The sequence below is a fragment of the Bradyrhizobium sp. 192 genome, from assembly GCF_023100965.1.
Lineage (GTDB): Bacteria > Pseudomonadota > Alphaproteobacteria > Rhizobiales > Xanthobacteraceae > Bradyrhizobium > Bradyrhizobium symbiodeficiens.
In genome coordinates, this window is record NZ_CP064690.1 from 7,086,136 (window position 1) to 7,108,653 (window position 22,518).

Genomic DNA, 22,518 nt, shown 5'->3' on the forward strand with positions numbered 1-22,518 from the left:
TCATGACGCAAATCTCCCTCGTGGTCTCCGACGTCGACGGCACGCTGCTGACCAAGGACAAGACGCTGACGGATCGCGCGAGGTCTGCGGTGCAGCGGCTGCACAAAGCCGGCGTCGGCTTCACCATCACCTCCAGCCGTCCCGCCATCGGTATGCGCTTTCTGATCGAGCCATTGGCGCTGTGGCTCCCGGTCGGCCCGTTCAACGGTTCCTCGATCGTCGATCCCGAGATGAACCCGGTCGAACAGCACCTGATCCCCGCAAGCGCCGCCGAGCGGTCCTTGCAAATCCTGCGCGAGTTCGGCGCCGACATCTGGCTGTTCACCTATGACAAATGGCTGATCGACAACCCCAGCGGCAAATACGTCGCGCATGAGCAGCACACGATCCGCTCCGATCCCACCATCGTGACGGACTTTTCTCCTTACCTGTCGAGCGCCTGCAAGATCGTCGGCGCCAGCGCCGACGCCGCCGGCTTAGAGGCTTGCGAGAAGGCGATGCAGCAGGCGCTCGGCAGCGAGGCCACCGCGGTGCGCTCGCAGACCTATTATCTCGACATCACCCCGCCCGGCTTCAACAAGGGCACCTTCGTCGAGGCGATGGCCAAGCGTTTGGGCATTGCGACCGGCGCCATCGCTACCATCGGCGACATGCAGAACGACCTCGCGATGTTCGCCGTCAGCGGCGTCTCGATCGCCATGGGCAATGCCACCGACAGCGTGAAGGACCAGGCGACGCACGTCACGGCCAGCAACGAGCAGGACGGTTTTGCCGAGGCGATGGAGATGATCTTGAAGCGGAATGGGGCGGGTAGCTAAAGTCAACTGACCTTGAGTCCGTTAATCGAGCCACGGGCTCGCTGTACCTCTCCCGCTTGCGGGAGCGGTCGCCGCGTAGCGGCGGGTGGAGGCAATCCAGCCCACGCCTGTCACGCGCTCGTCCAAGTCGCTACTTCGACCGCTGCATCGCCGGCTTCTCGCTCTTCTGCCTCGCCGTCGACAAATTCTGCGCCGTGTTGATCAGGGCAATGTGGGTCAGCGCCTGCGGGAAATTGCCGGTCTGGCGCCGTGCGACTGAATCGTATTCCTCCGCCAATAGCCCGACATCGTTCGCGATGCCGGCCACGCGATCGAGCAAGGCCTGCGCCCGGTCGAGATCGCCAGCCAGCACGTGGGCATCGGCCAGCCACAGGCTACAGGCCAGGAACGCGCCTTCGAGCGGCGGCTGCCCCGCCGGCAGCTCGCGCGGATCGTGCCTGAGCACGAAGCCGTCGCGCATCAAGCGTGTCTCGACCGCGGCGATGGTGCCGCGGATGCGCGGGTCGTCGGGTGGCAGGAAGCCGACGGCCGGCAGCAGCAGCACGCTGGCGTCCAGCATTTTCGAGCCGTAGGATTCCACGAAGGCATTTTCCTCCGCGTCAAATCCCTTGTTGCAGACGTCGCGATGAATGGCCTCGCGCAGGGTGCGCCAGTGCAGCAGCGGCGCTTTGAAACCGAAAGTCTCGGCGCTCTTGATGCCGCGGTCGAAGGCGACCCAGGTCATCACCTTGGAAAACACGTAGTGCTTCGGCTCGCCGCGCCGCTCCCAGATGCCGTGGTCGGGCCGGTCCCAGACCTCGGCCAAATGCTGCAGCACTGCGCGTTCCAGCGTCCAGGTCTCTTCGTCGAGCTTCAGCTTGGCCATGCGCGACTGGTGGAAGGCGTCGATCAACTCGCCGTAGACGTCGAGCTGAAGCTGCGCATGTGCGGCATTGCCGACGCGCACCGGCTTGGCCTCTTCATAGCCGTCGAGCCAGCCCGCCTCCCATTCCAGGAGCCGCCGCTGGCCCCAGATGCCGTACATGATCTGCATGTTCGCGGGCGCGCCGGCGGCGGCGCGCAGCAGCCAATTGTGCCAGGCCGACGCTTCCTCGGTGTAGCCCGAGTTCATCAGCGCCAGCAGCGTAAAGGTGGCGTCGCGCAGCCAACAGAAGCGGTAATCCCAGTTCCTGGCGCCACCGAGCTTTTCCGGCAAGGAGGTGGTTGGTGCGGCGACGATGCCGCCGGTCGGGGCGAAGGTCAGCGCCTTCAGCGTGATCAGCGAGCGCATGATGAGATCGCGATACTCACCGTCATGTGTGGAGCGGCCGCTCCATTCCTGCCAGAATTTCTCGGTCTCCTGGAGCGCGATGTCCGGGTCGATCGCTTCAGGCGGATCGAGATGCGAGGGGCCGTAGGTCAGCACGAACGGCACGGTCTCGCCCGCCTTCACCTCGAAGTCGGCGACGGTGGTCAAATCCTCGCCGCGGGTTTTGACCGGCGTGCGCAGCACGATCATGTCCTGGCCGGCGATCGCCATCAGGGAATGGTCGATCCGCCGCACCCAGGGAATGTCCACGCCGAAGCCGAAGCGGATCACGAGTTCCATCCGCATCTTCACCGCGCCGTTGACCCCGCGTACCAGCCGCACGATGTCTGATGCCTTGCCGCGCGGCGGCATGAAGTCGATCAGAGCGACGGTCCCGCTCTTCGTTTCAAAACGCGTTTCGAGGATGAGGGTATCGCCCAGATATCGGCGCGAAATCTTGGTGAAGTCCTCGCCAGGCGCGATCAACCAGCGCCCGTTCTTGTGGGTGCCGAGGATCGCGGCAAAGCAGGCGTCGGAATCGAAGGCGGGCCAGCACAACCAATCGATCGAGCCGTCGCGCCCGACCAGCGCCGCGGTCTCACAATCACCGATCAGCGCATAGTCTTCGATTTTCTGGGTCAATGTCTTTCGCGCCTGGAAATCCCCGCCCGATCAACTCCCGCCATTCCGCGAACGTTCCCGCGTCGCCGCTCGCAAGGCCGTGAGGTCGACCTTCGAGGCGATCTTGTCGAGCGCGACGGGAAGACGTTGGCGCCAGTTCGGATGCTCGTCGATCGTGCCGGGAATATTGGGCTGGTCGAGCACGCCGAGCAGATCCTCCATTGACACCGCCAATAGCCGCGACGGCGTGCGCGACAGGAATGCAAGCACCGAATAGAGGTCGTTGGCGGTAATGCCGTTCTGGCGCAGGATCTCGTCGAGCATGCCGAGCGCATCCCAGCGGTCCTGCTCGTTCTCGCCGGGATCGAGCCCGAGCGAGCGCTTTACCTTGAGATCGCTGAAGGAGCGCCAGCCCGCATAAGTGCACAGATCGTGCGTGTTCAGCGTCACCAGCGCGTTCGGCCTGTAAAAGTCGGTACTGCGGAAATGTCCGGCATCGTCACGCTCGAACATCATGACGAGATAGGACCAGATGCCGAAATCCTGCATGGTTTCGCGGAAACCTTCCGGCACGGTGCCGAGATCTTCACCGATCACGATGCACTTATGCGCCGCGCTCTCGCGCGCGATGGCGCCGAGCAGCGCCTCGAACGGCATCTGCACATAGGCGCCGTTGTCGGGCTTGAAGCCGCGCGGCACCAGATAGAGCCGCTTCAGCCCGAGGACATGATCAATCCGGATGGCGCCGGCATGGCGCATCGAGGCCGCCAGCATATCGGCAAAGGGCACGAAGGACTGCGCTTCCAGGCCACCGGCATTGAAGCCGGCGAGACCCCAGTCCTGACCGGCGGTGTTGAGCACATCGGGCGGCGCGCCGACCGCGAGATGACGCGAGATCGCAATCTGCTCGTTCCAGGCATCAAAGCCGTTGGACTGCACGCCGACGGCGACGTCGAGATACAATCCGACCCGCATACCGAGCTGGCTGGCAAGCTCCTTGGCCGCATGCAATTGGTTGTCGGCCGTCCATTGCACGAATTCGACGAACTCGACCTCACGCTTGTCGGGACCGTTGCGCAGCTCGGCGCATTTGGCGTCGTCCGGCTGCTGCCATTCCACCGGCCATTCCCACCACGGCGACACGAAACGATGGCGCAGCACCTCGAAGCAGGCAAAGCGGGACAACAGCGGCGCGCGGTCGGCGCGGAATGCGTCGAACTGATTGCGACGGACGCCGCTCGCCTTTGTCACGAAAGCGTCAAAGGCGGCGCGCAAGGCCCGCCATTTCAGCGCCGCCATGTCGGCATAGGGGACCCGGTTGCCCTCGCGCAGCCGCGCGGCGGTCGCTGCGGCATCCGGCACGAGGTCCGCGGAGAATTCGGGAATGGCCTCGACGTCGATATAGAGCGGGTTGAGGAACAGCCGGCTGTTCGGGGAATACGGGCTGCAATCGGCCGGATGATCGTCGAACAGGACATGCAGCGGATTGAGCCCGACGCCGTCTGCCCCGAGCTGCTTGGCAAGCCGGACGAGACCGGCCAGATCGGTGAAATCTCCGATGCCCCAATTCCGGTCCGAGCGAATGCTGTAGAGCTGCACGGCGAGCAGCCAGCCACGGTCGAAATCACCGCCGAAGGCCCGCTCGGGCGCCACGATCATCGGGACTTCTTCCGTCGCACCTTCGGCGTCGGTCAATGTCAACCGGTGGTAACCGAGCGGCAGGTCAGCAGGCCATGCGATCACGGGCTCGCGCGTCTCGCCTTGCGCGATCACCTTCGCGTTGCCGGTGATTGTCCATTTGAGGGGTACCCCGCCGGTTGCCGCCAGCTCGGTGCGCGAATGTCTCAAGGCGCGAAGCACCACGGGTCCCTCGACGAAGCGATAGACCCGCTTTTCCGGCAGGGCGTCGAGGATGGATTTGAGCGCCACGGGACCGGTGACCCGCAGCTTTCCGAGGGCATCCACGAATTCGGATTGAACGCCCTTGATCTGGGCTTGAGCTAAAAGATCCATTCGGCACGCAGCTTGCAGGCCATTCTCTGGCCGGTGGCATTGATTTTAACGAGGTCGTGGAAGAGGTTAGTCTGGGGTAACTCGCAAGCCGCGCCTGCCGTTCCTTGGGAACCAATGACACACAAGCGGCTTTCTATAGTGGTATCAAGTGTAGGTTCCCGGCAAGGGAAACGGGCTCCTGCTTTCTTGTCAATGGCATCACCGTGAACAAGACAATTCAAACTGTCGAGAGCGCCGCTGCCGGCAGCGCTTTCCTCATCGAAGACATATATCCCCTGATCGATGGCGGCCGCTTCGCCGTGAAACGGATCGCGGGCGAACGGGTCGAGGTTTGGGCCGACATCTATCGCGACGGCGACGCCGTGGTCGGAGCCGCGCTGATCTGGCGACAGGAGCAGAACCGGGAATGGCGGAGCGAGCCGATGATCCATCACGGCAATGACCGCTGGTCCGCCGCATTCACGCCGGTCGAGCCCGGTCAGTATGTCTATGCGATCGAAGCCTGGACCGACGAGTTCGCCACCTGGTCGCACGGGGTCGCGCGCAAGCAGCGAATGGGTGCTGATGTCAGCCTCGATGCGATCGAGGGGGCCGGGCTCCTGACCAAGGCGCATGGCGCGCGACAGGACGCCGCGACGGTCATCGTCAGGCAGTGCGAGGATTATCTTCAGACCGGCGATGTCACCCCGCTGCTTGCGGCCGAGCTCGGCGATGCCATGGCGGAGAGCCAGTCCCGGCCTGACCTGACCCGCTCGCAGCCCTTCCCGCTGACCGTCGACCGCGACAAGGCGCGCTTCGGCGCCTGGTATCAGATGATGCCGCGCGGCCAGAGCCAGGTCGCAGGTCAGCACGGCACGCTGCGCGACTGCATCGAGCGCGTGCCGGATATCGCCGCGATGGGGTTTGACGTGGTCTATTTCACGCCGATCCACCCGATCGGCCGCACGCGTCGCAAAGGCCGCAACAATGCGCCGGTGGCGACCGAAGGCGATCCCGGCTCGCCCTACGCGATCGGAGCCGCCGAGGGCGGCCACGATGTGCTGCATCCCGAGCTCGGCACCATCGAGGATTTCCGCGCGCTGGTCGCAACCTGTCTCGAATATGGCCTCGAACTCGCGCTCGACTTCGCCGTGCAGTGCTCGCCGGACCATCCCTGGCTGACGCAGCATCCGGAATGGTTCAAATGGCGACCGGACCGCTCGGTCCGGGCGGGCGATGGCCTTTATTCCGACATCGTGATCCCCGATTTCGCATCGGTCGATCGGGCTGGACTGTGGAATGCATTTCGCGACGCCATGCTGTTCTGGATCGACCATGGTGTCACCATCTTCGCCATCGACAATCACGACACCGCGCCCTTCCCGTTCTGGGACTGGCTGATCCGCGACATCCGCCGCCGGCATCCCGAGGTGATCCTGTTCTCGAAGACGTTTGCCCGGCCGAAACTGATGAAAGGCCTCGCCAAGCTCGGCTTTGCGCAGTCCTTCACCTATTTCCCGTGGCGCACGACAAAATGGGAGCTGGAGCAGCATCTCGGCGAGCTGACGCGCTATCCCGAGCGCGACTTCTATCGCCCGAACCTGTTCGTCAACACGCCCGACCTGCTGCCCTATCATCTCCAGAGCGGCGAAGCCTGGGCGTTCAAGTCGCGCGTTGCACTGGCAGCGACTTTGTCGGGCAGTTACGGCCTCTACAGCGGGTTCGAGCTGCTGGAACACGAGGCGATCCCCGGCCGCGAGGAATATCTGGATTCCGAGAAATACCAGATCCGGCAACGCGACTGGGACCGGCCCGGCAACATCAAGTCCTACATCGCCGCGCTCAACCGCGTCCGCAACGACAATGCCGCGCTCCAGCAAACAGCGAACCTACGTTTTGTCGGAATCGAAGACGGCGAGACGATTGCCTTCGTCAAGGAGGCGGCCGATCCTGCCAACACCGTCGTGATCGTGATTGCTCTGTCCCGCCATGTGCGTGAATTCTGGCTGCCGCTCGGCGACCTCACTGTTGACGCGAGCGGTCAGCGGCACCATGTCACGACACTCGAAAACCTTCTCACCGGCGAACAGTCCCACCTCGAATGGGGCGGGATCAGGTTGCGTATCGATCCCGACCGCGATCCCGCGCTCCTGTTCCGCTGCCTGGCGTAAGGGTTCACGCCATGAATGTTCTGTCTTCCGTCGACACCAAAAAATCCGAGGCTGCCGAGATCGTGGACGAGCTCTGGTACAAGGACGCCATCATCTACCAGCTCCACGTCAAGGCGTTTGCCGACAGCAACAATGATGGCATCGGCGATTTCGCCGGCCTGACCGAGAAGCTGCCCTATCTGCAGGAGCTCGGCGTCACCGCGCTGTGGCTGTTGCCGTTCTACCCCTCGCCCGGCCGCGACGACGGCTACGACATCGGCGACTATGGCTCGGTCAATCCCGATTTCGGGACTATGAAGGACTTCAAGCGCTTCATCCAGGAAGCGCAGAAGCGTGGACTGCGCGTCATTACCGAGCTCGTCGTCAACCACACCTCGGACCAGCACAATTGGTTCAAGCGCGCGCGCCGCAGCCCCGCAGGCTCGAGCGCCCGCAACTGGTATGTCTGGAGCGACACCGACCAGAAATACCAGGGCACGCGGATCATCTTCACCGACACCGAAAAGTCGAACTGGACCTGGGACCACGAGGCCGGCGCGTTCTACTGGCACCGCTTCTTCTCGCACCAACCGGACCTCAATTTCGACAATCCCCGCGTGGTCAGCGCGCTGATCCAGGTGATGAAGCGCTGGCTGGACGCCGGCGTCGACGGCTTCCGGCTCGACGCCATTCCCTATCTGTGCGAGCGCGAGGGCACCTCGAACGAGAACCTTCCCGAGACGCATGCGATCATCAAGCGCTTGCGTCAGGAGCTGGATTCCTACTCCAAGGGCAAGCTGCTGCTGGCCGAGGCCAATCAATGGCCGGAGGACGTGCAGGAATATTTCGGCCGTGGCGACGAATGCCACATGGCCTACCACTTCCCGCTGATGCCGCGGATCTACATGGCGATCGCGCAGGAGGACCGCTTCCCCATCACCGACATTCTGCGCCAGACGCCCGACATTCCCGCGAGCTGCCAATGGGCGCTGTTCCTGCGCAACCATGACGAGCTGACGCTGGAAATGGTCACCGATGTCGAGCGCGACTATCTCTGGACCACCTACGCGAACGACCCCCGCGCCCGCATCAATGTCGGCATCCGCCGGCGCCTCGCGCCACTGATGGACAACGACCGGCGCAAGATCGAGCTGATGAACTCGCTGCTGCTGTCCTTTCCCGGCACGCCGATCATCTATTACGGCGACGAGATCGGGATGGGCGACAACATCTATCTCGGCGACCGCAACGGCGTGCGCACGCCGATGCAATGGAGCCCGGACCGCAACGGCGGTTTCTCGCGCTGCGACCCGGCGCGACTCTACGCGCCGCTGATCATGGACCCCGTCTACGGCTACGAATCGGTGAACGTCGAGGCGCAGTCGCGCAGCCTGTCCTCGCTGCTCAGCGCCACCAAACGACTGATCTCGGTTCGCAAATCGACGCTCGCCTTCGGCCGCGGCACCATGACCTTCATCCGTCCGGCCAACCGGTCCGTGCTCGCCTATGTCCGGCAGTATCGCGGCGAGGTCATCCTCTGCGTCGCCAATTTGTCGCGCGCCGCGCAAGCAACCGAACTCGACCTGTCGCCATGGAAGGACCGCATCCCGCAGGAAATGCTCGGCCGCAGCCGCTTCCCCGCGATCGGCGAACTGCCCTACATGATCACGCTGGGGCCCTACGGCTTCTACTGGTTCCAGCTTCAGGAGCGCGACAAGTCCGAGCCGGTGACGCCACGCGCGGTGCCGGAGTTCGAGACGCTGGTGGTGCCTCTGAATTCCAACTGGGTGTCGCTCGCCCGCGAGCGCGGCGTGTTCGAGCGCGAGGTACTGCCGGGCTTCTTGTCGCGGACGCGATGGTATCCCGAGCACAATCCCAAGCACATCAAGACCAGGCTGACCTCTGCGGTGCCGTTCTGCGACATCGGCGACAACAGGCCTTGGATCGCATTCTTCGAGACGACAGAGCAGGACGCCGCGTCGCGCTACGTGCTGCCGATGCAGATCGAGTGGGTACGCTTCGATCGCGAGCGCTTCAACCCGAGGGCGCTCGCCGCCGTGCGCCAGGGCGCGCGCGAGGGCACGCTGCTCGACGTTGCTACGGACCAGATCTTTATCGGCCTTTTCCTGCGCAACCTGTCGCAGAATCTGGTGGTGGAAGAGAACAATCTGCGGCTCGAATTCAGGGCGACCAGCCGCTTCGGCGATTACACCATCAAGGAGCCCGAACGCATCCGCACGATCGAGCAGGCGAACAGCACCGCACTGGTCGACAACCAGTACGTCGCCAAGATCTACCGCCAGCTCGAGAGCGGCATCAACCCCGAGATCGAGATCGGCCAATATCTCACCGAGGTCGCGCGATTTGCCAATACGCCGGCGCTGCTCGGCAGCGTCGAGCTGGTCGAGGGCGACCAGCGCAGCGCGCTCGGCGTGTTGCATGCCTATGTCGAGAACCAGGGTGACGGCTGGATCGTGACCACGGGTTATCTCGATCGCTATATCGACGAGCAGCGCGTGCTATCGGCAGGCGAAGCGCCCCGCGAGACCCAGGAGCAAGCGCCTTATCTGCACTTCATCGCGCAGATCGGCCGGCGGCTCGGCGAGCTGCATGTTGCCCTGGCGGCGGCAAAGTCGGACGAACTCGCCCCGGAACCGATCGGCTCCACGCACGTCAAGCGACTTGTGTCCGACCTCAAGGCGCGGGCCGAGCGGGTTTTCGAACGGCTGACGGACAGCCGCGACGACCTGCGGGAGGCGCACCGGCCGCTTATCGACCGGCTCGCCGCCATGCGGGCATCCCTGCCCGACCACCTGGATGCGCTATTGCCATCCGGGATCGGCGGTCTGAACATCCGTCATCATGGCGACTTCCGCCTCGGGCAGACTCTGATCGTGAAGGACGATATCTTCATCATCGACTTCGACGGCGATCCGCGCCTGCCGCTGGCCGACAAGCGGCGCAAGCTGCCTGCCGCGCGCGACGTCGCCGGATTGATCCGCTCGATCGACCTTTCGGTCAACGCGGCGCTGAGCCGGGCGCTCACGGGTGCCTCCGACGAGCAGGGCCGGATCACCGCCGCGCTCGACGAATGGCGCGAGCGGGCCGCCGCGACCTTCCTGTCCGCCTATCGCGAAGCCATGACCGATCGACGGCTGTGGCCGGAGGATCGGAAATCCGCGGAAAGCCTGTTAAGGTTTTTCCTGCTTGATCAAGCGTTCAATGAAGTAGAGTACGAGCTGTCCAACCGGCCTGAGGGGCTCCATGCGCCGCTGACCGGACTGCTTCGCATTCTGTCAAGCACCGGGAGCGAAGCCCATGCCTAAACTGCCTGCCGAGGCCTATGCGATCATCGAAGGCCGCCACTCCGACCCCTTCCACTATCTCGGGCTGCATCCCGAGGGCGACAAAAGCGTGGTGCGTGCCTTTCTTCCCGAGGCCTCGAATGTCGAGGCGGTCGGCGAGCATGGCGAAGTCGCTCCGCTCGACCGCGTGCATGATGCCGGGCTTTTCATCGGGGCCCTGCCCAATGGCTCGAAGCACTATCAGTTACGCGCGAAATTCGCGGGCAATGTCGTCGAGTTCGAGGACGCCTACCGGTTTCCGCCGATCCTGACCGATTTCGACCTGTATCTGCTCGGCGAAGGCACCGATCAGCGCCTCTACGACAAGCTCGGGGCGCATCCGATGCGTCTCGAAGGCGTCGACGGCATCGGCTTCGTGGTGCTGGCGCCGAACGCACGGCGCGTGTCCGTGGTCGGCGATTTCAATTTCTGGGACGGGCGGCGCCATGCGATGCGGGTGCGCGGCGCCGGCTATTGGGAATTGTTCGTTCCGCATGCCAAGGCCGGCGACCACTACAAGTTCGAGATCATCGGGCCGCACGGTCATCTGCTGCCGCTGAAATCCGATCCGATGGCATTTGCGAGCGAGGTCCGTCCGAAGACCGCCTCCATCGTGTTCGACGAAGCGCATTTGCCGCGGCCGCGTCCGGCGCCGGACGGCATCAACGCGCTGTCTGCGCCGATGTCGATCTACGAGGTGCATCTCGGCTCGTGGCGTCGCAAGAACGGCGATGAATGGCTGACCTATCGCGAGCTGGCCGAACAGCTGCCGGCCTATGCCCGCGACATGGGCTTCACCCATCTCGAATTCCTGCCCGTGAGCGAGCATCCCTTCGACGGATCCTGGGGCTATCAGCCGACCGGCCTTTACGCCCCGACCAGCCGCTTCGGAACTCCGGAGGATTTCGCCGCCCTCGTCGATGCCTGCCACCGCGAGGGTGTCGGCGTGCTGCTCGACTGGGTGCCCGGTCACTTCCCCGACGATCCGCACGGGCTCGGCAGCTTCGACGGCACCGCCGTCTACGAGCACGCCAACCCGCTGCAGGGCCGCCATCTCGACTGGGGCACCTTGATCTACAATTACGGCCGCACCGAAGTGACGAACTTCCTGGTGTCGAACGCGCTGTTCTGGATGGAGCGCTATGCGATCGACGGCCTGCGCGTCGATGCCGTCGCATCCATGCTCTATCTCGACTACAGCCGGCCACCCGGCGCCTGGATTCCGAACCAATATGGCGGTCGCGAAAACATCGAGGCGATCAATTTCCTGCGCCGCGTCAACACCGAGGTCTTCGCGCGCTTCCCGCAGGCGACCACGGCCGCCGAGGAATCCACCGCCTGGCCGCAAGTCTCGCGCCCGGTCGAATTCGGCGGGCTCGGCTTCGGCTACAAGTGGAACATGGGCTGGATGCACGACACGCTGAACTACATCAGCAAGGACCCGATCCATCGCAAGCACCACCACGGCGACATCCTGTTCGGCCTGCACTACGCCTTCTCGGAAAACTTCATCCTGCCGCTCTCGCACGACGAGGTCGTGCACGGCAAGCGCTCGATCCTCGGCCGCATGCCCGGCGACGAGTGGCAGCGCTTTGCGAATTTGCGCGCCTATTACAGCTTCATGTTCGGCCATCCCGGCAAGAAGCTGCTGTTCATGGGCGCGGAAATCGCCCAGAGCCGCGAATGGAATCACGACCAGTCGCTCGACTGGCACCTGCTCGAATACAAGTCCCATTACGGCATCCAGTCGCTGATCCGCGACCTCAACCGGGTCTATCGCGCGGTGCCGGCGCTGCACCAGATGGACTGCGATCAGGCCGGCTTCGAATGGGTCATCACGGACGACGCCAACCGCAACGTGTTCGCCTGGCTGCGCAAGGGCTTTGACGACCATTCCCGTTGTCTGGTGATCGTCAACTTCTCACCCAACGTCTATCGCGACTATCGCGTGCGCGTGCCCATTGCCGGCAAGTGGAAAGAAGTGTTCAATTCGGACTCCGCCCATTACGGCGGCACCAATGTCGGCAATATCGGCGAGGTCCAGGCCGCTGACGGCGAGCTTCGTCTCACCATTCCGCCGCTCGCCGCGATCTTCCTCGTTCCGGAAAGCTGAGACATGCGCCTGACTGCCGGATCGCCCGCACGCCTCGGCGCAAGCTGGGACGGACGCGGCACCAACTTCGCGCTGTTCTCGGCCAACGCGCAGAAGGTCGAGCTATGCCTGTTCGACAGCCAGGGCCGCCGCGAGCTCGAGCGCATCGAACTTCCGGAGCGCACCGAGGACGTCTGGCACGGCTATCTCAACGACGTCTCGCCCGGCCAGCTCTACGGCTACCGCGTGCACGGCCCCTACGAGCCCGAGCACGGCCACCGCTTCAACGCCAACAAGCTGCTGCTCGACCCCTATGCCAAGCGGCTCGCCGGGCGGCTGGTCTGGAGCGACGCGCATTTTGCCTACCGCACCGGGAGCCCGCGCGAGGATCTGTCGTTCGACCGCCGCGACAATGCCCGCGGCATGCCCAAGGGCGTCGTGGTCGACGAGACCTTCAACTGGGGCCGCCGCGAGATCCGTCCCAACATCCCATGGGAAGACACCGTCATCTACGAGGCTCACGTCAAGGGTTTGACGCAGAAGCGCGACGACGTGCCGCCGAACCTGCGCGGTACCTATGGCGGGCTGTCCTCGCCGGCGATGATCGAGCACCTGAAGAAGCTCGGCGTCACCACGGTCGAGCTGCTGCCGGTGCACAGCTTCGTCGACGACCGCATCCTGGTGGAGAAGAAGCTCGCCAATTACTGGGGCTACAACACGCTGTCCTTCTTCGCGCCGGAGCTGCGCTACGCCCAGGACAATGCGCTCGACTCCTTCCGAACCACGGTGGCGCGGCTGCACGATGCCGGCATCGAGGTGATGCTCGACGTCGTCTACAACCACACCGCCGAAGGCAACCATCTTGGCCCGACGCTGTGCTACCGCGGCATCGACAACGCCTCCTATTACTGGCTCAATCGCGAGAACCCGCGCTATTACGACGACTTCACCGGCTGCGGCTCGTCGGTGAACCTCACCCATCCGCGCGTGCTGCAGATGGTGATGGATTCCTTGCGCTACTGGGTCGAGGTCTGCCACGTCGACGGGTTCCGCTTCGACCTCGCCACAACGCTCGCGCGCGGACCGAACGGTTATGACCGCGGCAGCTCGTTCCTGACCGCGATCCGGCAGGATCCGGTGCTGGCGACGGTCAAGCTGGTTGCCGAACCGTGGGACCTCGGCCTCGGCGGCTACCAGGTCGGCGCATTCCCCTCGCAATGGTCGGAATGGAACGATCGCTATCGCAGCGCCATGCGCCGCTACTGGAGCGGTGAAGGCAGCCTGATCGGCGACATCTCCAGCCGGATGACGGCGTCCTCCGACCTGTTCAACCACGATGGCCGGCGGCCGCGCGCCAGCATCAACCACATCACCGTCCACGACGGCTTCACGCTCGCCGACCTCTTCAGCTACAACGAGAAGCACAACGCGGCCAACGGCGAGGACAACCGCGACGGCTCCAATGACAACCACAGCAACAATTGCGGTGTCGAAGGCCCGACCGACGATCCGAAGATCCTCAGCCTGCGCCGCCAGCTTCGCAAGAACGTGCTGGCCTGTCTGATGCTGGCGCAGGGCGTTCCGCTGATCCTCGCCGGCGACGAGGTCGGCAATTCGCAGTCCGGCAACAACAACGCCTATTGCCAGGACAACGAGATCGGCTGGGTCGGCTGGGACAATCTCGGCAAGGAGGGCGACGACATGATCGATTTCGTCAGCCATCTCGCCGACATCCGCCGCCGGTTCTCGCAACTTCGCAGCCATCGCTGGCTGGACGGCCGCCCGGCCGACGGCGTGTCCTACGGCGCATTGTGGCTCACGCCTGCCGGCGACGAAATGACGGAGAACGACTGGAAATTCCCGGAAGGGAGATTCCTTTCCTACGTGATGGGGCCGGTGGAACCGGGCGGGGCTGCAATCTTTATCGTACTGAACGCCGCCCCCGAAGAGATCGAATTCAAATTGCCAAAAATGACCGAATACAAAGGCTGGCAGCAGATCCTGAACACGACGGATGCCAAGCTGAATACGATCGACTTCCTGCCCGGCAGCGACAGCAAGGCGCCGCCGCGCTCCGTGCTCGCCTTCGCGGGGGCGCTATGAGGCCGTCCTTCGGGGCGAAGCCTATGAAGGACGGCGTGTCGTTCCGCCTCTGGGCGCCTGCCGCGCGCCGCGTCGACCTTCTGCTCGAACGAAGACACGCGATGCAGCGCCGGCAGGATGGCTGGTACGTGGCAGAGATTTCCGGCCTCGCCGCCGGAAGCGCCTACAAGTTCAGGATCGACGACGAAATCGACGTGCCAGATCCCGCTTCGGCTTTCCAGCCCGAAGATGTGTTCGGCCCGAGCGAAGTGATTGATCACGACGCCTTTGCATGGCGTGCGCGCGATTGGCGCGGACGTCCCTGGGAAGAGACGGTCCTGATCGAGGCCCATGTCGGCACGTTCACGCGGGAAGGTACTTACCGCGCCATGATCGACAAGCTCGATCATCTCGTCGCAACCGGCATCACCGCGCTGGAATTGATGCCGCTGGCCGATTTCGCAGGCCGCCGCGGCTGGGGCTATGACGGTGTGCTGTGGTATGCGCCCGACAGCGCCTATGGCCGGCCCGAAGACCTGAAGACGCTGATCGACGAGGCGCATCTGCGCGGGCTGATGGTCTTCCTCGACGTCGTCTACAATCATTTCGGCCCTGAGGGGAATTATCTCGGCCGCTACGCGCCGGCCTTCTTCACCGATGCGCACACGCCCTGGGGCAGCGCAATCGACTACCGCGTGCCGCAGGTGCGCGCCTTCGCGGTGGAGAACGCGCTGTCCTGGCTCACCGACTATCGCTTCGATGGCCTCCGGCTGGATGCCGCCAACCACATCGTGGCGATCCCCGGCGAGGTATCGATGCTGCAGGATCTCAGCGCTGCCACTGGCGAGCTTTCGAAGGCGACGGGCCGGCACATCCATCTCGTGCTGGAAAACGGCGACAATCGCGCCAGCCTGCTCGACGCGGCGCAGGAGCCCCCGAACGGGAAATATCGGGCGCAGTGGAACGACGATTATCATCACGCCTGGCACGTGATGCTGACCAGCGAACTCGCCGGTTACTACGCGGATTATCAAACGCCGCGACTCGATCTCGCCCGCGCGCTGGCCTCCGGCTTCGTCTACCAGGGCGAGATTTCGGAGTTCTGGGGCAAGAAACCACGCGGCGAGCCGAGCGGCGAGCTGCCGCCGGCGACCTTCGTCAACTTCCTGCAGAACCACGACCAGATCGGCAACCGCCCACTCGGCGACCGGCTCGAAAGCCTGGCATCGCCGCAGCAGATCGAAGCGGCGCTCGCCGTGACCCTGCTCGCACCGATGGTGCCGATGCTGTTTCAGGGCGAAGAATGGGGCTCGACGGTGCCGTTCCCGTTCTTTTGCGATTTCCAGGGCGGCCTTGCCGACGCCGTCCGCAAGGGGCGCAGGCAGGAATATGCCTGGGCCTACGAGAAATACGGCGACGAGGTGCCCGACCCGCTCGATCCCGCCACGCTGCAATCGGCGGTGCTCGATTGGACCGGCCGCACGCAGCAGCACGACGCAAGGCTCGCGCTAGTCCGGGAGCTGCTCGCGCTTCGCCGCAATAAGATCATGCCGCGACTGAAGGGCGCGAGCTTCGGCGCGGCCGAGGCGGCCGACAACGGCCTGCTCACCGCGCATTGGCGCATGGGTGACGGCACAGAGCTGCGCCTAACCGCTAATCTCTCGGACCACGAGATCACATCCAGTGTCGGCGCAGGCACGACGATCTGGGGCGAAGAGACCGGCGGCCGGCTTCCGCCGTGGTCGGTCATCTGGCGCTTCGGAGGTTAGCATGCCCCCGGCTATTCCGCTCGCGACATACCGGCTTCAACTCACCGCGGAGTTCGACTTCGACAAGGCCGCTGCGGTCGTGCCTTACCTGAAGACGCTCGGGATCACGCATCTCTACGCCTCGCCGGTGATGAAGGCGCGCAAGGGCTCGACCCACGGCTACGACACCGTCGATCACGGCCAGTTCAATCCGGAGCTCGGCGGCGAAGCCGGTTTCGCCCGGCTGAGCGAAGCGCTGACCAGGCACGACATCGGCCTCATCATCGACTTCGTGCCCAATCATGTCGGCGTGCATTTCGCCGACAATCCCTGGTGGCTCGACGTGCTGGAATGGGGCCAGGCTTCGCCTCACGCCGTGTCCTTCGACATCGATTGGGATCTGCTGCCCTACCGCGCCCGCGGCGGCGTGCTGCTGCCGATCCTCGGCGCGTCCTATGGCGAGGCGCTCGAGCGCGGTGACATCGAGCTGCGCTACGATCCTGACGAGGGAGGCTTTTCCGCCTGGTATTTCGAGCATCGCCTACCCGTCGCGCCGGAGCGCTATGGCGAGCTGCTGCGCATAATCGTGAAGGAGGCCGACGCCGGCGAGACCGACGCGGGCAAATGCCTGCTCTCGCTTGCGGCGCGCTATACGGGATTGCGTCGTCCCAACCGCAAGGATGCCCCCGCGTTCAAGGCCGAACTCAGGGAGATCCCGGGTGCCGCCGAAATCATCGCCCGCGGCCTTGGCGCCTATCGTGCCGCCCCGGATCGTCCAGCGCAGACGCTGACGCTGCATCATCTGCTCGAGCGTCAACATTACAAGCTCGGCCACTGGCGGCTCGCCTCCAGCGATATCAATTACCGCCGCTTCTTCGACGTCAACGGGCTCGCCGGCCTGCGCGTCGAGGACGCGAGCACCTTCGCCGCCACGCACCGGCTGGTGAAGCAGCTTGTCGCCAACGGCAAGCTGCAGGGCATTCGTCTCGACCACATCGACGGCCTGCGCGACCCCGCGCAATATTGCCAGCGGCTGCGCCGGCTGGTGCGTGACGCGCAGGGCAACACCAAGCCGTTCTACACCGTGATCGAGAAAATCCTGTGCGAGCACGAACGCCTGCCGCACTTCGCCGGCGTTCAGGGCACCACCGGCTATGAATGGATGAACGTCATCACCCAGGTGCTGGTCGATGCCGGGGGACTGGGGGCGCTGGACGAGACCTGGCGGCAGATCAGCAACCGGCCGCCGCGGCTTGCGCCTTACGTCAAGGACGCCAAGCGGCGCGTGCTGGAGACCCTGCTCACCAGCGAATTCACCGTGCTGACCCGCCTGCTCGCGCGCATCGCCAACGGGCATTACTCGACCCGCGATTTCTCCGCCGACAGTCTGCGGCAGGCGCTCGAGCTCTATGTGCTGCACTTCCCGGTGTATCGCACCTACCTGACCAACAGCGGCCCGACGGCGCCCGATCGCAAGCTGATCGACGACACCATCGCGCGCGCCCGTGCGGAATGGTTCGCGGCGGACGAAGGCATCTTCGACTTCCTGCGCGATGCCCTGACCATGGACCTGCTCAAGCCCGGCCGCCCCCCGCACGGCGCCCCGCGCGTGCGCCGCTTCGCGCTGAAGGTGCAGCAATTCACCGGGCCGATGATGGCGAAGTCGCTGGAGGACACCGCGTTCTATCAATTCCACCGGCTGCTCGCGCTGAACGAAGTCGGCGGCGATCCCGCCAGCTCCGGTCTCACGATTTCCGCCTTCCACGAGACCATGCAGGCCCGCGCCAGGGAATGGCCGTTGGGGATGACGGCGACCGCCACGCATGACACCAAGCGCGGCGAGGACGCCCGCGCCCGTATCGCCGCGCTCAGCGAGATTCCCGGCGATTGGACCAGCGCGGTTTCGCGCTGGAAGGTGCTGAACGCGCCACACCTCACGCTCCACGGCAATTACCGCGCCCCGTCGGCGACGTTCGAATACATGCTCTACCAGACCCTGCTCGGGGCCTGGCCGCTGCAGGGGCCGGTCGATGCCGGCTTCGTCGATCGCATCCAGGCCTATGCGCTGAAGGCCGCGCGCGAGGGCAAGGAAGAGACCAGCTGGCTCAACCCGCATGAAGCCTACGAGAACGGCGTCAACAGCTTCATCGAGAAGATCCTCGATCCCGCACTATCCAGTGAGTTCCTGGAGTCCCTGCAAACGATGGCGCGGCGCGTGGCGCTGCTGGGCGCGCTGAACGGTTTGAGCCAGCTCACCCTCAAGGCGACGCTGCCCGGCGTGCCCGACTTCTATCAGGGCACCGAGTTCTGGGACCTGTCGCTGGTCGACCCCGACAACCGCCGCCCGGTCGACTTTGGCGTGCGGCACGCGGCGCTGGCCTCATTGGACAATCCCGATTGGCGCGGCCTGACCAGGAGTTGGCCCGACGGCCTGATCAAGCTGGCCTGGACACGGCGTCTTCTGAAGCTGCGCAATGAACTCGCCGACGTCTTCGCGGAAGGCGACTATCAGCCGCTGGCGGTACGCGGCCCACATGCCGACCATGTCATTGCTTTCGCCCGCCGCCATGGCCGCGCTGCGGCGATCGTCGTGGTCGGGCGCCACTTCGCGCCGTTCACCCAAGCCGGCCGGGAATGGCCCGCGCTGGATGGCTTTGACGCGACCGTCGATATCACAGGTTATGTCGTAAAGGGCCATGAGAGCCACGAACTGCCGGTCACGCAGGCCTTCCGTGATTTTCCCGCTGCCGTCATCGAGGCTCGCACGGCAACGGCCATTAGGCCCTCGCGGCCGCGCACGCGCGGCTGAAGCTACTTTCCCCCGTCCTTGGTCAGCAGCAACTGCCCGCGCTTCTTGATCGTGGCCTGCGCCATCTCGGCAAAGCGCTGCAGCAGCCAAGGCAGCACCACCTCGACCCGGACTTGATCATCGCCGACGTCGACCTGACCACTCGCGATCTGCCCGAGCGCGCGGATGCGGAAATTCATGCTGTCGCCGGTCCAGCGCTCCTCCTCGACCTGCATCACGGGAATGCTGGTGGCGGCGCGACCAAGCCCGGTCTTGAGCCGGCGTACCGCCTCCTCCCGGCCAAGACGGTGCGGAATTGAAACAACAAGCGGTGCTGACATGGCCCTGCCCTATGGTGACGGATACTCACATAGTCATGCCGGCGGCGTGCCCAATGGTTCCATGCAAGTTGATGCGCCGGCCTTGTTTCAAAGATGGAACTTTAAAACCTGCGGCAAGTTGCCCTCGCACAACGAGACAGGTTGGCAACGACCCTTTTGAGGAAGGGCTGGAGGAGTTTCGCATGTCTATCGGTACAATCATTCTGATCATTCTCGTCATCGCCTTGCTTGGCGGCTTCAGCGGCATCGGCGGCGGACCGTTCTACGGCACCGGCTATTACGGCGGCGGCGGCCTCGGGCTCGTCATCGTCATCCTGCTGATCCTGCTGCTGATGGGACGGATCTAGCAAGCACGACCGCTTCGACTTGTAGGTGGGCCAGCGCGCTTTGGCGCCGTGCCCACCTATTCGTCGTGACGAAAAGATCGTGGGCAGGCTTCCGCCTCGCTTGGGGGCACCGCTGCGGGCGCGGTGTCGGGAGCCCGCCCTACTTCATTTCTCCCGCAAGCTTTTTGATCGCCGCCTTGATCGGGGCGGCCGCATCGTCATAGCCATCCCACGCCTTCGAGCGCGGCAGCAGGCCGGGCACGGTTCGCACCGTATATCGCTTCGGATCGAGATCGCTCTTCACCTGCGCCCACGTGACGGGCATCGAGACCGTGGCCCCCGCGCGCGCCCGCGGCGACAGGGGCGCCACCGCCGTCGACATCCGGTCGTTGCGGAGATAATCGAGGAAGATCTTACCCTCGCGCAGCTTCTTCGACATGTTGAGCAGATAGCGCTCCGGATCGTCGTTGGCCATCCACTGGCAGACGCCCTGGGCGAAGGCCTTGGCTTCCTTCCAGCTCACCTTGTCGCGCGCGCCGTGAAGCAGCGGCACCACCACATGCAAGCCCTTGCCGCCCGTGGTCTTGCAGAAGCTCTCCATGCCGAGGTCGACGAGCCGCTGGCGCATGTCCTTGGCGGCCTCGACCACATCGGCGAACCCGACATCCGGCGCTGGATCGAGATCGAACACCAGCCGGCCCGGCGTATCGTAGGCATCAGGCGCACAATTCCAGGGATGCAGCTCGACGCCGCCGATCTGTGCCACCGCGGCAAGTCCTTCGACGCGATCGATCTGCAGATACGGCTTGCGATCGCCGGAGACCTTGGCCAGCTCAAGCAAATTCGAGGTGCCCTGCATGGCATGACGCTGGAAGAAAGTCTCGCCGCCGATGCCGTCGGGCGCACGCACGATGGAGCACGGACGCCCCTTCAGGTGTTCGATCATCCAGCTCCCGACCGCCTCGAAAAAGCGCGCGAGATCCAGCTTGGTCACGCCCTCGCCGTCACCGCCGTCCGGCCAAAGCTCCTTGTCCGGCTTGGAGATGACGACGCCCATCACCTCGGCCGTGCCGGCGTCTTTCGACCGCTTCGCCGTCTTCGTTGCGCGCTTGCCGGCTTTTGGCTCGGCGAGTTCGGTGTCGACAGGCGTCTCCGCCTCCACCTCCTCGGCCGGCTTGTCCTGCCGCAAGCCCTTGAACGCGGCCTGGCGGATATTGCCGTCGGCGGTGAAGCCGGCGAACTCGATTTCGGCGACGAGCTCCGGCTTCAGCCAGTGCACCTCGCGGCCTTTCTTCGGCGCGTTCTTGCCGCCGAAAGGACTTTCCTTGGCCGCCATCGCCTTCAACGACGGCATGATGCGCTTGACCTTATCGGCGCCGAAGCCGGTGCCGACCATGCCGACGAAGGCGAGATGATCGCCACGCTGCACGCCGGCCATCAGGGAACGGAATTTGCCGTTGGTCGTCTTGTAGCCGCCGATCACGACCTCATGGCCGGCGCGGCACTTTGCCTTGGTCCAGCTTTCTGTGCGGCCGGAGCGATAGGGCGCGTCCAGCTTCTTCGACACCACGCCTTCGAGTTCGAGCTTGCAGGCCGATTGCAGCACCGCATCGCCGCCGCTCTCGAAATGTTCGACATAGCGGATCTGGGCCGATTTGCGCTTGCGCTTCTCCAGCAGCTTCTTGAGCTGTGCCTTGCGCTCGGCAAGCGGCAGCCGCCGGTAATCCTGCCCCTCGGCGAACAGAAGGTCGAACGCAAAGAAGATCAGGTCGTCAGTCTTGCCATCGGACAACGCAGCCTGAAGCGAGGAGAAGTTCGGCGCGCCATTGTGGTCGAGTGCGACGATCTCGCCATCGATCACCACGTCCGGCAGCGCGGCTGCCTCCTCCGCGATGGAGCCGAACTTCCCGGTCCAGTCGAGACCCTTGCGCGTCTTCAGCGTCGCCTTGCCATCCTCGACCCGGAGCTGCACACGATAGCCGTCGAACTTGATTTCGTGGCACCAGCCCTCGCCGGCCGGCGGCCGTTCGACCAGCGTACAGAGCTGCGGCGCGACGAAGTCCGGCATCTCCGAGACTTTTTTGGCATTCGTCGCCGTCGAGGCCTTCTTCTTCGCCGCCTTGGCCTTGACGATCTTGCTGCCCTTCAATGCCTTGCGCGGCGCCGGCTTGACCGTTTGCCCCTTCGCTTCCTCGGACCGGTTGGATTGCCAGACCGCATCGGCCCTGGTCTTGGCGCCCTTGGCCAGCATGAACGGCTTTGGCGCGCGCCCCTTGCCCTCGGCGATCTGTTGCATCGCCCGGCCGGAGGCGACGGATTTGTCCTCATCGAGAATGTCGTTCTTGGTACCTTCGCGGACAAATTCGTCGCGGTGCTTGATCAGGAGCCAATTGGTACGCTTGCCGCCGCTACGGTCGTTGCGCATGCGGACCAGAACCCAGCTTCCGTGCAGCTTGTCGCCATGCAGGGTGAACTTCAAATCGCCCTTCTTGAAGCCGCGTTCGGGATCTTCCGACTCCCAGGTGCCGCGATCCCACAGCATCACCGTGCCGCCGCCGTACTGCCCTTCCGGAATCGTGCCTTCGAAATCGCCATAGTCGAGCGGATGGTCTTCCACCTCGACCGCCAGCCGCTTGTCGTGCGGATCGAGCGAGGGCCCCTTGGTCACCGCCCAGGACTTGAACACGCCGTCGAATTCGAGCCTGAGATCGTAATGCAGCCGGCTCGCATCGTGCTTCTGGATCACGAAGCGTCGCTGCTTCGACGGCATCACCGCCGTCTTGCCCGACGGCTCCGGCGTCTTCTCGAAGTCACGCTTTTTTCGATAGGTTGAGAGCTTCTGCAGCACGGCCTGTCCCGCTTTTCATTCGGGGATTCAAGCCTATCACGGCCCAAGTCCCATCCGGAACCAAAACCCCACGGGGCGGT

General features: G+C 64.4%; 12 protein-coding genes. 8 read left to right on the forward strand and 4 right to left on the reverse strand.

The window, feature by feature from the left end:
• The first annotated feature begins 2 nt into the window (after nucleotides 1-2).
• On the forward strand, nucleotides 3-818 hold the full coding sequence (locus tag IVB24_RS33220; protein WP_247770545.1) for an HAD family hydrolase: 816 nt from the start codon (nucleotides 3-5) through the stop codon (nucleotides 816-818).
• A gap of 130 nt (nucleotides 819-948) precedes the next feature.
• Here the strand turns inward: IVB24_RS33220 and IVB24_RS33225 are convergent, their stop codons facing one another.
• Complete coding sequence (locus tag IVB24_RS33225; RefSeq protein ID WP_247770546.1) at nucleotides 949-2,748, reverse strand: glycoside hydrolase family 15 protein; 1,800 nt, start codon at nucleotides 2,746-2,748, stop codon at nucleotides 949-951.
• A 30-nt stretch (nucleotides 2,749-2,778) separates the two neighbouring features.
• Nucleotides 2,779-4,740 (reverse strand): 4-alpha-glucanotransferase, encoded by a 1,962-nt coding sequence (gene malQ / locus IVB24_RS33230; RefSeq protein WP_247770548.1) that lies wholly within the window; start codon nucleotides 4,738-4,740, stop codon nucleotides 2,779-2,781.
• A gap of 203 nt (nucleotides 4,741-4,943) precedes the next feature.
• Here malQ and IVB24_RS33235 point away from each other — a divergent pair, with 203 nt between their 5' ends.
• From IVB24_RS33235 to treY, 6 genes are read left to right on the forward strand one after another with little or no spacing between them, the layout of a single operon-like run.
• Nucleotides 4,944-6,890: a maltotransferase domain-containing protein gene (locus tag IVB24_RS33235; protein ID WP_247770550.1), complete on the forward strand. Its 1,947-nt coding sequence runs from the start codon at nucleotides 4,944-4,946 to the stop codon at nucleotides 6,888-6,890.
• 11 nt (nucleotides 6,891-6,901) lie between these two features.
• Nucleotides 6,902-10,195 carry a maltose alpha-D-glucosyltransferase gene (treS, locus tag IVB24_RS33240; RefSeq protein ID WP_247770559.1) on the forward strand — a complete coding sequence of 1,098 codons (3,294 nt, stop codon included), beginning with the start codon at nucleotides 6,902-6,904 and terminating at the stop codon, nucleotides 10,193-10,195.
• Nucleotides 10,188-12,326 (forward strand): 1,4-alpha-glucan branching protein GlgB, encoded by a 2,139-nt coding sequence (gene glgB, locus IVB24_RS33245; RefSeq protein WP_140480984.1) that lies wholly within the window; start codon nucleotides 10,188-10,190, stop codon nucleotides 12,324-12,326. Before treS ends, glgB begins: the two co-directional genes overlap by 8 nt.
• Before the next feature lie 3 nt (nucleotides 12,327-12,329).
• Nucleotides 12,330-14,408 (forward strand): glycogen debranching protein GlgX, encoded by a 2,079-nt coding sequence (gene glgX, locus IVB24_RS33250; protein ID WP_166468280.1) that lies wholly within the window; start codon nucleotides 12,330-12,332, stop codon nucleotides 14,406-14,408.
• Nucleotides 14,405-16,156 carry a malto-oligosyltrehalose trehalohydrolase gene (gene treZ / locus IVB24_RS33255; RefSeq protein WP_247770576.1) on the forward strand — a complete coding sequence of 584 codons (1,752 nt, stop codon included), beginning with the start codon at nucleotides 14,405-14,407 and terminating at the stop codon, nucleotides 16,154-16,156. The genes glgX and treZ overlap by 4 nt, the downstream gene beginning before the upstream one ends.
• 1 nt (nucleotide 16,157) lies before the next feature.
• Nucleotides 16,158-18,944: a malto-oligosyltrehalose synthase gene (treY, locus tag IVB24_RS33260; RefSeq protein ID WP_247770583.1), complete on the forward strand. Its 2,787-nt coding sequence runs from the start codon at nucleotides 16,158-16,160 to the stop codon at nucleotides 18,942-18,944.
• A 2-nt stretch (nucleotides 18,945-18,946) separates the two neighbouring features.
• On the opposite strand, the gene IVB24_RS33265 is transcribed toward treY, so the two are convergent.
• Nucleotides 18,947-19,264, reverse strand: coding sequence for a polyhydroxyalkanoic acid system family protein (locus tag IVB24_RS33265; RefSeq protein WP_140480988.1), 318 nt, complete (start codon nucleotides 19,262-19,264; stop codon nucleotides 18,947-18,949).
• A gap of 182 nt (nucleotides 19,265-19,446) precedes the next feature.
• Here IVB24_RS33265 and IVB24_RS33270 point away from each other — a divergent pair, with 182 nt between their 5' ends.
• Nucleotides 19,447-19,611, forward strand: coding sequence for a DUF3309 family protein (locus tag IVB24_RS33270; protein ID WP_018318514.1), 165 nt, complete (start codon nucleotides 19,447-19,449; stop codon nucleotides 19,609-19,611).
• A 139-nt stretch (nucleotides 19,612-19,750) separates the two neighbouring features.
• Here IVB24_RS33270 and ligD read toward each other — a convergent pair whose 3' ends face one another.
• Nucleotides 19,751-22,438: a DNA ligase D gene (ligD, locus tag IVB24_RS33275; RefSeq protein WP_247770585.1), complete on the reverse strand. Its 2,688-nt coding sequence runs from the start codon at nucleotides 22,436-22,438 to the stop codon at nucleotides 19,751-19,753.
• Between the last annotated feature and the right edge of the window lie 80 nt (nucleotides 22,439-22,518).